Below are 15,392 nucleotides of genomic sequence, written 5' to 3'. Positions count from 1 at the left end.
CCTATTTAATTGAACCGATGATATTGGTTATTTGCTAAATTGATTGTTTTTAAGATATGATTCAAATAAATTTCATAAATGTTGATCGAAGTATTTGCGAATAAGCTTCTGCTCCCTACTACATCCTCAATTTCATTAAGGAGGAAACGACCCTTATGGTCAAAAATAAAGTCAATCCCAGCATAATCAAGGTCCAAAATGTTCAAGATTTTATGAACGAGTTCTTGTTCACTTTCGTTTAGGGTATAAACAGAAGAGCTTCCACCTAGAGAAATATTGGCTCTAAAATCTAAATCGGACTGACGAAGTATCGCACAGACAATGTCCTTACCCACTACAAAAACCCTAACATCTTTCCCTTCCAATGCAGGTCTCTGAATCAAAATTTCTCCTTGTAACGCTTTCAAAGACTCTTTCAATTCCGTATCATTATCCACTTTAAAGACACTTGTACCTGAACGTCCATTAGCATCTTTTACAATTAGGGGATAGGAAAAAGGTAAAATATCCGGGTTCCATTCTTCCTTCCTAATAAAAAGCGTATCCGTCATAGGGATCCCGTGGCCTGCTAGCAATTGATGCGTTCTAGCCTTATTGTTTGCGATTCTGCCAATGGTTGCAGAGTTGAACACCCTGATACCCATCAATTCAAGCTGAGTCCGGAAGGTTTCATCCAAGTTCCTCGAAATCACGAAATCAGGGTGGGATACCTCATTTCCTTCATAGAACATTTGAAGGGTCCCATCCCAATACCCAATCGAGAAATCTTCTTTTCTTTTGAAAAGCAATCGGATATCCATAGCAGCCGCTTGTTCGATAAATCCTTCGATGAATAAGTAGTTTTTATCCGCATCAACTTGGTTATATACAATCCATCCGTTTAACATGGAAGCTTCTCCTCGAGTTGTTGAAGAATATAGGTAATCATATATTTAGAAACATCTATTCCAGTACAGTCATAAATATTTTTAAAATGCGCATTAGAGTTGACCTCACACACGATTGGTTCATCATTTTCACCAAATAATAAATCGACTCCGCAAAAATCCGTCCCAATAATCTGTGAACAAGCTATAGCAATTTCACATTGCTCCCTTGTAGGGGTATATGTTTGCATTTTCCCACCATTTGTAACATTCGCACGGAAATCCTCTTTGGAAACTCGGTGCATTGTAGCTACTACTTCATCACCGACAACATTCAATCTGATATCTCTCCCATGGCTAGAACCTATATATTCTTGATAAAGAAAAGATACGCCCAAGTTTTTAAGTTCCTGAGTTTTTTCAGTTAGCTGTTCTCTGGAATGAATCATATAAACCTGTGCACCAAATGATCCTCGATCCTCCTTCATGATTAAAGGCAAGCCAAGCTCTTCAATGATAAGGTCGAAATGATGATCATCAGAAATAGGTGGATTTTTAAACATCAAAGGGGAGTGTATGGTTTTGGGCATTTTCAAGCCATGATTTGCGAGTTTTAAGAAAGTAAGAGATTTGTCATCGCAAATTTCAATCGCGTCCGCACTGTTGAATAGTTTTAGCCCCATCTTTTCTAAATGACGTGCAAGATGAATATCTTTATCCCAAAAAATCACAAAATCAGGTCGTTCCTGCGAATACTTTCCCTTGATTACTGCTTGTCCATGTTCGAAAGTCGCAAGCAATTCATTATTCTTCACTTTTACTATCTTTAAGTCTGCTTCTTCTCCACTCTTCACAAGCCAGTCAACAAGCTCTGTAAATTTTGAATGCGTAACATTTCCGTTATAAATAAGCCATCCTGTTTTCATTTAGTTTCCCCTTTTGTATTAGGCTCTGTTAAAGGGGACGCAGCTATCAGTCATGCCAATTGATTCATCTACGCCCCTGATTAAGTTATTCCTGCAATAGTTTTATGGTTGAATTAGTTCTATTATCGAAAGACTTCTCTGAATCCCATCATATATGAATTCTCATTGGTTTTCCATCGGAGAAATATAGAAAGAATAGAAAAAGGATGTGTCAAAGATCGCTATTATTTCGATCCTTGACACACCCTAATTTTTACATGGACTTCAATTCAGTTATTCTACGCGCCACTGCATCACGTTTTTCAACGTAATCCTTTTCTTTCGCACGTTCTTCATCAATGACTTGGGCAGGAGCTTTGCTGACAAACCCTTCATTACCCAATTTTTTCTGAACACGCTCTACCTCTTTATCAAGCTTTTCACGTTCTTTTTCTAAACGTTTAAGCTCCTCTTCAATATTGATTAACCCTTGAAGCGGAAGGATCAATTCAACTCCTGTAACTACAGCAGTCATTGCTTGCTCTGGTTCTTCCACTTTTGTGCCAATCGTCAATACTTCTGGATTACAGAATCGCTCGATATAAGCACTGTTCTTTTGAAGCATCTCAGCGATTTTTTCATCCTTTGTCTTAAGGATTAGGCTGATTTTTTTACTTAATGGTGTGTTCACTTCTGCACGGATATTACGTACCGTACGAATGATTTCTACCAATAGCTTCATTTCTTCCGCTGCTTCTGAGTCGGATAGTTCAGCATTTACCGTTGGCCAAGCTGCAACTGTGATCGATTCTCCACTGTGCGGTAAGTTCTGCCAAATTTCTTCAGTGATGAATGGCATGAACGGATGTAATAATCTCATAGTATTATCGAGTACGTAAGCCAAGATAGAACGAGTCGTTTTCTTAGCCGCTTCAGCTTCACCGTATAATGGAAGCTTCGCCATTTCGATGTACCAATCACAGAAGTCATCCCAAATGAAGTTATAAAGAATCCGACCCACTTCTCCGAATTCGTATTTATCAGCAAGTCGAGTAACATTTTCGATTGTTTCATTCAATCGAGTTAAAATCCACTTATCAGCAACTGATTTTTCGCCTGATAAATCGATTTCTTCATATTTCAAGCCGTTCATGTTCATCAATGCAAAACGAGAAGCGTTCCAAATCTTATTAGAGAAGTTCCAAACCGCTTCTACCTTCTCCATGCTGAAACGTAAATCTTGGCCTGGAGAGCTTCCAGTAGATAAGAAATAACGTAAAGAGTCTGCTCCATATTGATCAATAACATCCATCGGATCAACACCATTGCCTAGTGATTTACTCATTTTGCGACCTTCCGCGTCACGAACAAGTCCATGAATAAGAACGTCTTCGAATGGTCGTTGACCAGTAAACTCTAAGCCTTGGAAAATCATACGGGAAACCCAGAAGAAAATGATATCGTATCCAGTTACTAAGCAGCCTGTTGGATAATAACGCTTAAAGTCTGCTGACTCAACATCTGGCCAACCCATTGTGGAGAATGGCCATAACGCTGAACTGAACCAAGTATCCAGTACATCTTCATCCTGCTTCCAATTCTCCTCATCAGCAGGAGCATCGTGCCCTACATAAACCTCACCCGTTTCTTTATGATACCAAGCCGGGATTCGATGTCCCCACCATAATTGACGGGAAATACACCAGTCACGGATATTTTCCATCCAGTGTAAATACGTTTTTTCAAATCGCTCAGGGACGAAGTTAACTTTTTCTTCTTGTTTTTGAAGTTCAATCGCAGCATCTGCCAATGGTTGCATTTTTACGAACCATTGAGTGGATAGGTAAGGCTCAACTACTGCCCCACTGCGCTCTGAATGTCCAACTGAATGCATATGCTCTTCAATTTTAAATAAGACACCTTGTTCTTGAAGATCTTTCACGATTTGCTTACGGCATTCAAAACGATCCATGCCTTCGTATTTTCCAGCTTTTCCGTTCATTGTTCCATCTTCATGCATGACAAGAACTCGTTCTAGATTATGGCGGTTACCAATTTCAAAGTCATTCGGATCATGCGCTGGAGTGATTTTCACTGCTCCTGATCCAAATTCCATATCTACATAATCATCGCCTACAATTGGAATCTCACGACCAACTATTGGAAGGATGACTGTTTTGCCAATAAGGTGCTTATAGCGTTCGTCTTCAGGATGAACTGCAACCGCTGTATCCCCAAGCATCGTTTCAGGACGTGTCGTTGCAACCTCAATATGTCCTGTTCCATCAGCCAATGGATATTTCATGTGGTAGAATGCGCCTTGAACATCCTTATAAATAACTTCGATATCAGATAGAGCTGTTTTCGTGGAAGGATCCCAGTTGATGATATACTCCCCACGATAGATTAAGCCCTTATTGTATAGTGAAACGAAAACTTCCCTAACCGCTTTGGAAAGGCCTTCATCTAACGTAAAACGCTCACGTGAGTAGTCTAGTCCTAGACCAATTTTTGACCATTGTTCACGGATATGGCCTGCATACTCCTCTTTCCATTTCCACGTTTCTTTAACGAATGCTTCGCGCCCTAAATCGTAACGGCTTTTGCCTTCAGCACGTAGCTTCTCTTCAACCTTCGCTTGAGTAGCGATTCCTGCATGGTCCATTCCTGGTAACCAAAGAACATCATAGCTTTGCATTCTTTTCATACGAGTCAAAATATCCTGTAACGTTGTATCCCAAGCGTGGCCAAGGTGCAGCTTTCCTGTTACGTTCGGTGGCGGGATTACGATTGTATAAGGTTCTTTTTGCTCGTCATCTTTCGCTTCGAAAAATTTTCCTTTTAACCACCATTCATAACGACCTTTTTCAATGGCTTTCGGGTCGTATTTAGTTGGCATTGAGGTAGTCTGTTGTTCTGTCTCCATATTTAGCCCTCCTAAAACACTTTTTCGTGGAATAAAAAAACTCTCTTTCCTTGTGAAAAGGACGAAGAGAGTTGTTCGCGGTACCACCTTTTTTCCGAATGAAATGAAAATACATTCGGCGCTTAATGAAAATAACGGCTTTTCACCGGCATCCGCTACTGAAATAATCTGTTCACGAATGCAGCTTATGGGTGACTTCGGCATGCTCTTGAATAAGAAACCTCCCAGCTAACGGTTCCTCTCTCTGAAATCAGAATTCAAGCCTACTTTTCCCAATCCTTGCTTTTACTTTTATAGAGTTACGTTTATAGTACAAAAATGTGATGTTAACGTCAATAATCTTTCCCGAATTTTTATTAGTATATACACGGACTAGTATAATGTTCTGTCATTTTCACCTTTTCCACAGAATAACAATAAGATAATACAAATACCTATAAAGGCGGGTGGCTACCTTGAAAAAACGATACAACCCTTATAACATGCCCCCTTGGCTACGTAATTTGAGAGCACTATGCAATCAGTTTGTAATTCCTTTTTGCATCTTCCAAGGAATCCGTACATTCTTTTTCCCAACTGCATTTGATATTCTGTTCCTCGGTTTATTAATCTTCTTGGCGATTAGCCTTCGTTCTGACTGGATCTAGTTTAGTAATTTAGTTTAAACTGGCCAAGGCATATTTGTAAAAACCATCTTCCTATCATGAAACCCAAGTCAAGCAGATATAGCGTTAAGATTAATATTCCCCTTATTGCTGGGCTGCCGCAGCGGCTGCAGCTTTTTTCTGTTTCTCGATCTCGTCTATCCTCATCACGACATATTCCACATTTTTCAAAGTCCAATAGTTGCGTTGCAGGTTCTTTAAATAAGCGATTTCAGCTTTTTGATTCCGTTTTTCATGATAATGTTCCACTGAAGATATCATGGCTCCTGGATGAGCAAGATAGCTTAAGAACAACAGCATCTCATCCTCCTTTAATGAAAAGTATTTTAAATACGTGTATAGCCAATCGATTGCATCATCATGACGGATGGGATATGTCTTGCATGAACTCACTAAAAAAGGCAATAAATCGAAATGAGCTGGTGCTGTTTTTGAATCCTCAAAATTAATAAAATGCCCATATCCCCTGTCATCATATAAAAAATGGGAGATTGACACCTTGCCATGCGTAACTACAGTCCGGAGCTTTTCATTATCTTTCGTCTTTTCGTACCATTCTTCTAACTTTTTGGTTGAAAAGTTAAGCGCTTGTGAAATGTCGTTATAATAGGAACAGTACATAAGCTCAAAAGGAGACATATACCATTTACGTTCACTAGCTTGAACAAATTCCTCCAGAAATTCCTTTTGTTTGTTCCACAGCTCTAGTGTTTTTTCATAATGCACTTCTCGGTCCTCTTTTTTGACCTCGATTTCCTTTGACGTCAACGTATGCATCCTTGCTAGTTCCCTAAACATATGCTTATGCTTTTCATTGCGTTCGCTATTATTATCATCTAAAAGCCATGGCATCAAATAAAACAGTTTTCCACTATTCAAAATTCCATATCGATTATCCATAGTCATAAATATAGGCACGATTCGATTATAGCCTCTTTGATACAATCTCTGAACATTTCGGATAAAATCCATGCCTACTTTAGGGTCAATGCTTTTCAAAGCAAATACGCCTTGATCGGTATAAATTTTTACGATATTCCCCATTTTTTCATGATATCTAACTTCTAACATGTAGTATTTCATGATCTCTTCAACAGGTGTTTCCTTTTCATTTTTCAGGTCCATCCCCACACCTCCAATTCCTTTGATATTTTCGAAAAAATAACAGTTTGAGCCAGGCCCAAACTGTTAACGAATTCTATTTACGATTGGCTACAACTTGTGGAATGTAGAGGACTTGACCTTCATAAATATCATTTTCATCATCTAAATCATTCTTCTTAATGATAACCTGGACAGGAACTTGATATCGACTTGCTACTTCATGCAAATTTTCTCCATGCTGAATAATGCAAACTTTCAGTATCGCTTTATCCTGAGTTTCCTTTTTACCGAAAAAGTCAGTAAGCGAGACACTAGCCGAATGACTCCGCTTTTCTTCAACTGGTGCTTGATTCTCGACTTCTGCATTAGAAGCTTTTTCAGCGTATTGCTGGACTGAAAAAGATGTATTGACCCTTGGGCTTTCCTGATAAGATATTTCCTCTACTTCATCTACTACTTCTACTTCTTCAAATCTTTCTACTTCTTCTACCTCAACATCGTCTACCTCTGATGTTTCCTGATTGCTAATACGCTGTTCTTCTGCCTCTTCAATCCTTTGGCTATAGTCCTCTTGATAGTATGGATGATTAGCAGTTGGAGTCTCCTGCCAAACCTGGTAGTCTTGCCTTACCTGAAACTCTTGCTCTTCGTCTTCCAATTCTTCCTCTTCATAATGGAAGACTGGAAACTCAGTAAATACCTCTTTTTGAGTGGATTCTTCCAGATTCTCATTTTGATATACAAAAGTAGACTCTGTATAAGATTCTTCCTCATCATCGTCTTCACGTGGTAGTTTCGTAGCTTCAGCTGAGAATGGCTCATATTCATCTTCTTCACGGTAAAGAATCGACTCCACCACCTGAACTGATTCTTCATTTTCATACTCTTCACGGTAAAGAATCGGCTCAACAGCCTGGGCTGATTCTTCATTTTCATACTCTTCAACATCCTCTTCCTCATAGGTTCGATGAGCAAATACTTCTTGCGTTTCTGGAGTGAAGGCTTGGAATGGATGATAAGACTCTGGTTCTGGTTTTGGGGTAAATTGTTGCTCACCGTATATACCAGTAATGCATAAATCAGCCGACAATTTTAAACAATTATTTTCTGGCATTGTATAATCGAAAGTTTGAATCATCACGTTTACTTCATCGAGAGAACTGATCCTATTGGCCGGAATGGATATATCAACAGGAAAGGCATGGGTGAAAGTGCTGATTCCCTGTTCATCCCTTAAAACATTCTGAATCGTTTTATGGAAGCTACTTGGCGATATATCCCCAGTCTCCCGAACTTGACTAATCCCACTGCCTCTATACTCACCTGACAGTTCTAGAAACCCTTTTATATTTACATACTGATCATTTTCTACAATGGTGACATTTGGATCTATGGCTAGACTAAACAACTCTCCTACTTCCTGTCCTTTTTGAAACCAAACAGACTCCTCTAATGAAAATCGTAAGTACGATTGATCATTCGTCAAAATAATTTCCTCCCCTCGTGGCTCAAAACGATACTTATACCATTACAACTCTATGAACCATGCGACAGGAATATGACTGAAAAACACTTGTTCATTATAGGATTCTTAAACTTCGTTATTCATTCAAGCAACCATGTGATAAAACCAGTCTCATCTATAGTGGTGAGCTACGCTCCTATCACTCCTTTCCATAAAAAAAAACGCCCTGGGCTACAGGACGTTTCGTTCATTATCTTTTTAAAGTAGCAAATGATTTTTCTACTGCAGCAATCGTTTTCTCAATATCCTCATCGCTATGTGCGGTGGATAGGAACATTCCTTCAAATTGTGAAGGAGGAAGGAAGATGCCTTGCTCAGCCATTTCACGATAGTACGCTGCAAAGAATTCCAAGTTAGAAGTTTTTGCTTTTTCGTAATTAATTACTTCTTCATTTGTAAAGAAGAACCCAATCATAGATCCTGCTCGATTAAAGGAGACAGGAACATCATATTTACGTGCAGCTTCTGTAATACCTTCTTCAAGGCGATCTGCCTTTTTATTGAACTCTTCATAGTGTTCAGGTTTTAGTTGACTTAGAGTTGCATAACCCGCTGCCATGGCTAATGGATTCCCAGAAAGTGTACCTGCTTGATAAATAGGACCACTAGGAGCAATTTGCTCCATGATTTCAGCTTTTCCACCGTAAGCGCCAACAGGAAGTCCACCACCAATAACCTTGCCTAGGCAAGTTAGATCAGGTGTGATTCCATAATAACCTTGCGCACAATTATATCCTACACGGAATCCAGTCATAACCTCGTCAAAAATTAATAATGCACCATACTGCTCCGTAATGTCACGCAATCCTTCTAAAAATCCTGGTTGAGGAGGAACAACACCCATGTTCCCTGCAACCGGCTCAACAATGATTCCTGCAATGTCATCTCCATATTGCTCGAAAGCATATTTCACTCTTTCCAAATCATTGTACGCAACCGTTATCGTGTTCTTTGCCACACCTTCTGGTACACCAGGGCTATCAGGTAGTCCGAGTGTCGCCACTCCAGAACCAGCTTTGATCAATAAGGAATCACCATGACCATGGTAGCATCCTTCAAATTTTAGAATCTTATTTCTTCCGGTATATCCACGTGCCAATCGTAGGGCGCTCATGGTAGCTTCTGTTCCAGAGGAAACCATACGAATCACTTCAATGGAAGGAACTCGCTCGATTACAAGCTTTGCAAGCTCATTTTCCAACAGGGTTGGTGCACCAAAGCTAGTACCTGTTTCAGCAACCTTTTTAATTGCCTCTACAACTTCTCCATTCGTATGGCCCAAGATTAAAGGCCCCCAAGAAAGAACGTAGTCGATGTATTCATTGCCATCGATATCATAAATTTTCGATCCCTTGCCGCTTTCCATGAAAATAGGATCCATATTCACTGATTTAAAGGCACGGACAGGACTATTTACTCCTCCTGGCATTAATGACTTTGCTTCCTGAAACGCTTGCTTTGACTTTTCGAAAGATCTCATTTCAACGTCTCCTTATAAACTTCCTAGAATTAATTACAGCTCTTTCACCCATTTGGCAACGTCTTTTGCAAAATATGTGATGATTAAATCCGCACCAGCACGTTTTAATCCTGTCAATGTTTCCATGACGATGCCCTTCTCATCAATCCAACCGTTCTGGGCAGCCGCTTTAATCATGGAATACTCTCCACTAACATTGTAAGCGACAACAGGTAAATTAAAGTTGTTTTTCACATCACGAATAATATCCATATAAGCAAGTGCAGGCTTTACCATAAGAAAGTCGGCACCTTCCATCATATCGGATTCAGCTTCTCTTAATGCTTCCATTCGATTTGCAGGATCCATTTGATAAGCTTTACGGTCTCCAAATTGGGGAGCACTATTAGCTGCATCACGGAAAGGTCCGTAATAAGCAGATGAATATTTTACTGCGTAAGACATGATAGGGACATCATGATATCCCGCTTCATCTAAACCTGCACGAATGGCAGCTACGAATCCATCCATCATATTCGATGGAGCAATGATATCCGCACCAGCCTCTACTTGACTGACAGCCGTTTTAGCAAGTAAATCCAGTGTAGGATCGTTAAGGACTTTCCCCTCTTCAACAATGCCGCAGTGACCATGGCTCGTGTATTCGCATAGACATGTATCAGCTACGACTAATAATTCAGGATATTTTTCTTTAACCAATCTTGTACCTTGTTGTACTAATCCATTGTGACTAAAGGCACCAGTACCTGTTTCATCTTTTTCACGGTCGTAAGGCACCCCAAAAAGAATGACAGATTTTATACCAAGCTCTACCGCTTCGTCCACTTCATTCATGAATTGATCCAAGGATAATTGATATACTCCTGGCATAGAAGAAACTTCATTCTTTACATTTTCGCCAGCTGCGATAAAGATGGGATAGATTAAATCCTCCGTACGTAAAAATGTTTCTCTTACAAGCGCTCTCATATTCGCGTTTTGACGTAATCTACGGTGACGTGTGAATTGTAAGTCTCTCATTCCAAGCCCCTCCTAAATGTTATTCGAATAATAGTTTTTCATAGCTTCAATCATACCATCAATGGTATACACTTCTGGACATATTTCAACTATTAATCCATGTTTATCAGCTCTCGCCTTCGCTATTGGACCGATGCAAGCGATGGCTGAATCTAGTATGTATTCTTGTAATTGATATCGTTTTACGATTTTCATAAAATGGTCGACCGATGATGAGCTGGTAAAAGTGATGATATCAATCTTGTTTTCACTTAAACAATCTTTTAAGGCTTTCTCACTACCTTCAGGGATTACGTTATCATAAATGATGATTTCTTCGCAAAGATAACCACTTTCACGTATGCCTGTGGCGATGACATCCCGTGCTAGATTTCCCTTCGCTATCAAAACCTGTTCATTGGATTGTAGAATAGTAATAAATTCCTCAACAAACACTTCTGCAACATATGAAGTAGGAACAAAATCTGCTTCATGTCCCTTTGTTTGTAAATAAAATAGGGTCTTTGCCCCAATAACTGCTATCTTCGGTAGTTTAGGTTGGATATTTAGACAATCTAACCATTCGAATAAAAAATCTACACCATTTTTACTTGTTAAAACCAACCAATCGAAATTCGGGAGTCTTTGCAAAACTGCCGAGATTTTATCTTGATTAGATTCTGATTTTTGAAACGACAAGAGAGGGATTACATAAGGAATCCCTCCGTGCTGTTTAATCATACTGGACATTTCGCTGGACTGATTGCTTCCTCTTGTGATCAACACATGTTTATGATGGAGAAAGCCATGTTCATCCATTATTTATCCAGCTCCTCTTTTACTTTGTCAATCAACGCTTTTGCGCCTACACTTGATAGTAGGGCTGCTACCTCATGACCAACTGCTACCGGGTCTATTCCTGATATCATTTCTTTATAGATGACCTTTCCATCCGGTGAGGCTACAAGTGCTGTTAATTCAACATTAACCGTATCTTTTACTGTAGCAAAACCAGCAATGGGAACCTGGCACCCGCCTTCCATTTTATCAAGGAATGCTCGTTCAGCTTCAACAGCAATTTTCGTTTTTTTGCAAGTAAATTTGCTAAGCTGCTCTAGTAGTTCATGGTCATCCTCACGACATTCGATGGATAATGCGCCTTGACCAACAGCAGGCAAACAAAAATCTGGATCTAAAAATTCTGAAACCACTTCAGATTTCCATCCCATACGAGATAATCCAGCAGCTGCTAAAATGATGGCATCATAATCTTCGTCCTTTAATTTTTGAAGGCGAGTGTCAATGTTTCCACGAATCCATTTAATTTCTAAATCCGGTCTTCTAGCAAGGATTTGCGAACTGCGTCTAAGACTACTAGTTCCAATAATCGAACCTGCAGGAAGCTCATCCAATGTTTTTCCATCCTTTGAAATTAAAGCATCTCGGTGATCTTCCCTTACTGGAATACAACCTATTGTCAATCCCTCAGGCAATACTGCAGGCATATCTTTCATGCTATGTACAGCCATATCTATTTCTTTATCTAAAAGCGCCTGCTCGATTTCTTTTACAAATAAACCTTTACCTCCCACTTTGGAAAGTGTGACATCCAATATTTGATCGCCTTTTGTCACGATTTCCTTAACTTCAAATTCAAAAGGGAGTCCAAGGGATTTTAATTGGTCAATAACCCAATTTGTTTGTGTTATAGCCAATTTGCTTCTTCTGGAGCCAACAATAATTTTTCTCATGGGATCCTCCTAAGTGTTCCAAAAATGGAAAGCTGACAAGCTTCCAAATAGTAAAAAGTTTATTAATACGATAAAAAATGAAGCGATGTTCCAATATGCAAGAGTCTTTCCATAGACTTGCTTACGGACTTTCAAATATAAATAACTACTATATGAAATGAGCACAATAAAAGACCCTACAATTTTTGAATCAAACCAACTCACGTCAGGAACCTTTATGAAGGCCCATTGCAAACCAAGAATTAATGCTAGTATAAGCATCGGCACTCCTATCACTGTTAATACATAAGACATATGTTCCAACTTTGATAAGTCACCCAACCTAATCAATCGCTTTCCCCATTTTTTCCGTTTCAATAAGTCATATTGCAATAAATATAGAAGGGAGAATACGAATGATAGAGAAAATGCTCCGTATGAAAGGATAGCCATCGTAATATGGATCAAAAGCAACTCTGAAACTAGTTTTTGGGCAAGAACTTCAGATTCTACCTGGACTGGTGCAAATGTATGTATAGCCATGACAATGAAGCCCAGAACATTCGTGAAAAAGACAGTAAAATCAACCCTCAATAATTTATTAATCACTAAGGAAAGTGTGATCAATACCCATGCGTAAAAATATAAACCTTCAAAAATCGTCAAGACTGGGAATCTTCCAGTTTTTTTGACATAAAGAAACAAAAAGATTGTTTGAAGCACCCAAACAATCGCAAGCAGCCAGAAGGCAAAGCGGTTTGCCCTCCGGTCATTATGAAGAAAATCAATAAAGTATAAGAGCACACTAACCGCATACAGTACAACCGTAAACTCATGCAATCTTGTCATGTACATTTCTAGCATAGGAGGAAGCCTCTCTTACGCATGAGCCTGAACAGGCTTCATTCCTACTTTTGATACACTTGGTTCCTGTATTTCGGTGGCTGTTTGCTTAGTCACCAATTCTTCTATATTAAAAGTTTTAATGAAATTCTGTAGAGCTTCAGAACTATCAGGCTGATTGCCAGCAAGCTCCTTAGCAAACATGATAGGATCCTTTAGCATTTGGTTCACGATACTCTTTGTATGCTTATTCAGGACTTTCATGTCACGTTCAGAAAGATGAGGAAGTTTTCTTTCAAGGCTGTCCATCGTTTCAGATTGGATAGCTAAAGCCTTTTCACGCAGTGCAGAAATAACTGGGACTACACCGAGCATGTTAAGCCATGAATTAAACTCTACAATTTCGCCTTCAATCATGATCAAGATAGATTCTGCTGCCTTTTTACGCTCTTGTAGATTCGCTTCCACAATTCCTTCAAGATCGTCAATATCATAAAGGAAAATGCTATCCAACTTTGCTAATTCAGGATCAAGGTCTCGAGGTACTGCGATGTCCACCATGAAGATTGGACGACCTTTTCTCATTTTATTGACGTGCGTCATCATTTCCTTTGTGATGACATAATCCTTGGACCCAGTCGATGAAATAAGGATATCCGCCTCAACTAATGCGCATTGCAATTCTTGGAGCTGTTTCGCCTTACCTGAAAAACGTTCAGCAAGGTTCAAAGCTTTTTCATACGTACGGTTGATTACTGTGACATCTTTTGCACCGTTGCTATAGAGGTTTTGAATGGCAAGCTCACCCATTTTTCCAGCTCCTAGAACAAGTACATTCTTATTCGCCAATGAACCAAAGATTTTTTTGGCTAACTCTACTGCAGCATAGCTGATAGAAACAGCATTGGTATTGATTTCCGTTTCAGCATGTGCTTTTTTCGCCAAAGTAATCGCTTGTTTGAATAAGTGATTGAAAACAGTACCGGTAGTCTGTTCAGTTTGTCCAAGAAAATAACTTGAGCGAACTTGACCAAGGATTTGAGTTTCCCCAAGCACCATTGAATTCAACCCACAGCTCACTTGGAACAAATGTTCAACCGCCCCATCTCCCTCATAAATGAATAGGAATGGAGAAAATTCACTTGCTTCAATATTGAACCATTGTGAAAGGAATTCTTTAATATAGTAACGGCCTGTATGAATTTGATCGACAACCGCGTAAATTTCCGTTCTGTTACATGTCGAAATAATGATATTCTCTAAAATGCTTTTTTTATTATTCAATGCTCGCATTGCATCTGCAAGCTCAGTTTCATTAAATGATAAACGTTCACGAATTTCTACAGGGGCAGTTTTATAGTTGAGACCAACTGCTAATATATGCATAAATCCTTTGCACCCCCCAATAAATTTGACTATAAAAGTTACATGACTATTATATCATGGACAATATTTCGTACCTGAAAAAATTATGAACATAATATGAATTCATATGCTAACATGGAAACAGTTAATGTTTTCCCTAATCATTCATAAAAGAATCAAAAATTAATCACCAATATTCGACACAAACCCACTAATGTACCGTACCAAAAAAGTATTGATGTTGCAAGCAGTTACAATTGATTTTAATGGAGGTAATTTATGAAATCCCAACATATATTTCCTGGAGTCATTTTAATAGGATTTGGTCTCTATTTTTTCATGCAGCAAAACTCAATTGCCCTTTTCGATGGATTTTACTCTTGGCCAACTTTGCTTGGGATTGTAGGAATAGCCTTTCTATTACAAGCGTATATGGGTAAAGAGTTCGATTCAATTCTACCTGGGGTGATCTTATTCGGATTTGGACTTCACTTTCACGTAGTCGGAAAGCTAGAAATTTGGCCTAATGACATCGGTGTATTCATATTAATTATTGCCCTAGGATTCATCTTGCGCGGAAATAAAACGAAAAAGGGGATGTTCCATGGGATATTACTCCTCATTGTATCTATCCTTCTCCTGTTCTACGATCGAATCTTTAAGATGATGGGAGTCCTAGAAAATGGGATGGATACAGCATTGAAATTTTGGCCATTTGTTTTGATTGCTATTGGTTTATATGTAATGTTTATCCGAAAAAAATAAAAGCTTGATTCCTATTAAGCCCCATAATTAATTTTTTCCAAATACATAAGACTTCATTCATCTAAAATGCACTACTTTACATAATAAAGATTAGTGAAAGAAAAAAAGAAACAGCGATTTTGAACGTATACCCGTCAAGTAGACACTTTTAAAAGACTGCCGTTTACGCGGCATGAGTTCTATATTCAACAGGACTCATGCCGTGTTTATTTTGTATTC

Annotated in this window: 13 protein-coding genes and 1 other annotated feature; of the genes, 2 read left to right on the top strand and 11 right to left on the bottom strand. The window is 38.9% G+C overall.

The window, feature by feature from the left end:
* Positions 1 to 5 precede the first annotated feature (5 nt).
* The 3 genes from G3O09_RS12175 to G3O09_RS12165 all read right to left on the bottom strand — a co-directional run bounded on the left by G3O09_RS12175 (position 6) and on the right by G3O09_RS12165 (position 4,697).
* Complete coding sequence (locus tag G3O09_RS12175) at positions 6 to 887, bottom strand: ATP-grasp domain-containing protein (RefSeq protein WP_163101770.1); 882 nt, start codon at positions 885 to 887, stop codon at positions 6 to 8.
* Positions 881 to 1,792: a RimK family alpha-L-glutamate ligase gene (locus tag G3O09_RS12170; RefSeq protein WP_163101769.1), complete on the bottom strand. Its 912-nt coding sequence runs from the start codon at positions 1,790 to 1,792 to the stop codon at positions 881 to 883. Before G3O09_RS12170 ends, G3O09_RS12175 begins: the two co-directional genes overlap by 7 nt.
* Before the next feature lie 253 nt (positions 1,793 to 2,045).
* A complete protein-coding gene (locus tag G3O09_RS12165) occupies positions 2,046 to 4,697 on the bottom strand; it encodes a valine--tRNA ligase (RefSeq protein ID WP_163101768.1) in 2,652 nt (883 codons plus the stop codon).
* A 54-nt stretch (positions 4,698 to 4,751) separates the two neighbouring features.
* Positions 4,752 to 4,986 (bottom strand) — a binding site (T-box leader).
* A 166-nt stretch (positions 4,987 to 5,152) separates the two neighbouring features.
* On the opposite strand from G3O09_RS12165, the gene G3O09_RS12160 reads away from it, so the two are divergent.
* Complete coding sequence (locus G3O09_RS12160) at positions 5,153 to 5,344, top strand: hypothetical protein (RefSeq protein WP_163101767.1); 192 nt, start codon at positions 5,153 to 5,155, stop codon at positions 5,342 to 5,344.
* 102 nt (positions 5,345 to 5,446) lie between these two features.
* Here the strand turns inward: G3O09_RS12160 and ysxE are convergent, their stop codons facing one another.
* From ysxE to hemA, 8 genes are all read right to left on the bottom strand, one after another.
* The gene (ysxE, locus tag G3O09_RS12155) at positions 5,447 to 6,487 is read right to left on the bottom strand and encodes a spore coat protein YsxE (protein WP_163101766.1); all 1,041 of its coding nucleotides are present in this window, start codon (positions 6,485 to 6,487) and stop codon (positions 5,447 to 5,449) included.
* Positions 6,488 to 6,560: 73 nt separating this feature from the next.
* Entirely contained in the window at positions 6,561 to 7,952 is a 1,392-nt protein-coding gene (locus tag G3O09_RS12150; RefSeq protein WP_163101765.1) for a LysM peptidoglycan-binding domain-containing protein, read from the bottom strand.
* Positions 7,953 to 8,181: 229 nt separating this feature from the next.
* Entirely contained in the window at positions 8,182 to 9,471 is a 1,290-nt protein-coding gene (gene hemL / locus G3O09_RS12145) for a glutamate-1-semialdehyde 2,1-aminomutase (RefSeq protein ID WP_163101764.1), read from the bottom strand.
* Positions 9,472 to 9,504: 33 nt separating this feature from the next.
* Positions 9,505 to 10,491, bottom strand: a complete 987-nt coding sequence (hemB, locus tag G3O09_RS12140) for a porphobilinogen synthase (RefSeq protein ID WP_163101763.1) — start codon at positions 10,489 to 10,491, stop codon at positions 9,505 to 9,507.
* A 12-nt stretch (positions 10,492 to 10,503) separates the two neighbouring features.
* Positions 10,504 to 11,289 (bottom strand): uroporphyrinogen-III synthase, encoded by a 786-nt coding sequence (locus G3O09_RS12135; RefSeq protein ID WP_163101762.1) that lies wholly within the window; start codon positions 11,287 to 11,289, stop codon positions 10,504 to 10,506.
* A complete protein-coding gene (hemC, locus tag G3O09_RS12130) occupies positions 11,289 to 12,221 on the bottom strand; it encodes a hydroxymethylbilane synthase (protein WP_163101761.1) in 933 nt (310 codons plus the stop codon). The genes G3O09_RS12135 and hemC overlap by 1 nt, the downstream gene beginning before the upstream one ends.
* A gap of 9 nt (positions 12,222 to 12,230) precedes the next feature.
* A complete protein-coding gene (locus G3O09_RS12125; protein WP_163101760.1) occupies positions 12,231 to 13,064 on the bottom strand; it encodes a cytochrome C assembly family protein in 834 nt (277 codons plus the stop codon).
* A 15-nt stretch (positions 13,065 to 13,079) separates the two neighbouring features.
* Complete coding sequence (gene hemA / locus G3O09_RS12120) at positions 13,080 to 14,429, bottom strand: glutamyl-tRNA reductase (RefSeq protein WP_163101759.1); 1,350 nt, start codon at positions 14,427 to 14,429, stop codon at positions 13,080 to 13,082.
* Between the two features lie 258 nt (positions 14,430 to 14,687).
* Here hemA and G3O09_RS12115 point away from each other — a divergent pair, with 258 nt between their 5' ends.
* Positions 14,688 to 15,173, top strand: coding sequence for a LiaI-LiaF-like domain-containing protein (locus G3O09_RS12115; RefSeq protein ID WP_163101758.1), 486 nt, complete (start codon positions 14,688 to 14,690; stop codon positions 15,171 to 15,173).
* Positions 15,174 to 15,392 lie beyond the last annotated feature (219 nt).

The organism is Peribacillus alkalitolerans (assembly GCF_010882125.1).
GTDB classification, from domain to species: domain Bacteria; phylum Bacillota; class Bacilli; order Bacillales; family DSM-1321; genus Bacillus_BN; species Bacillus_BN alkalitolerans.
This window is presented reverse-complemented; position numbering and strand designations above follow the sequence as displayed.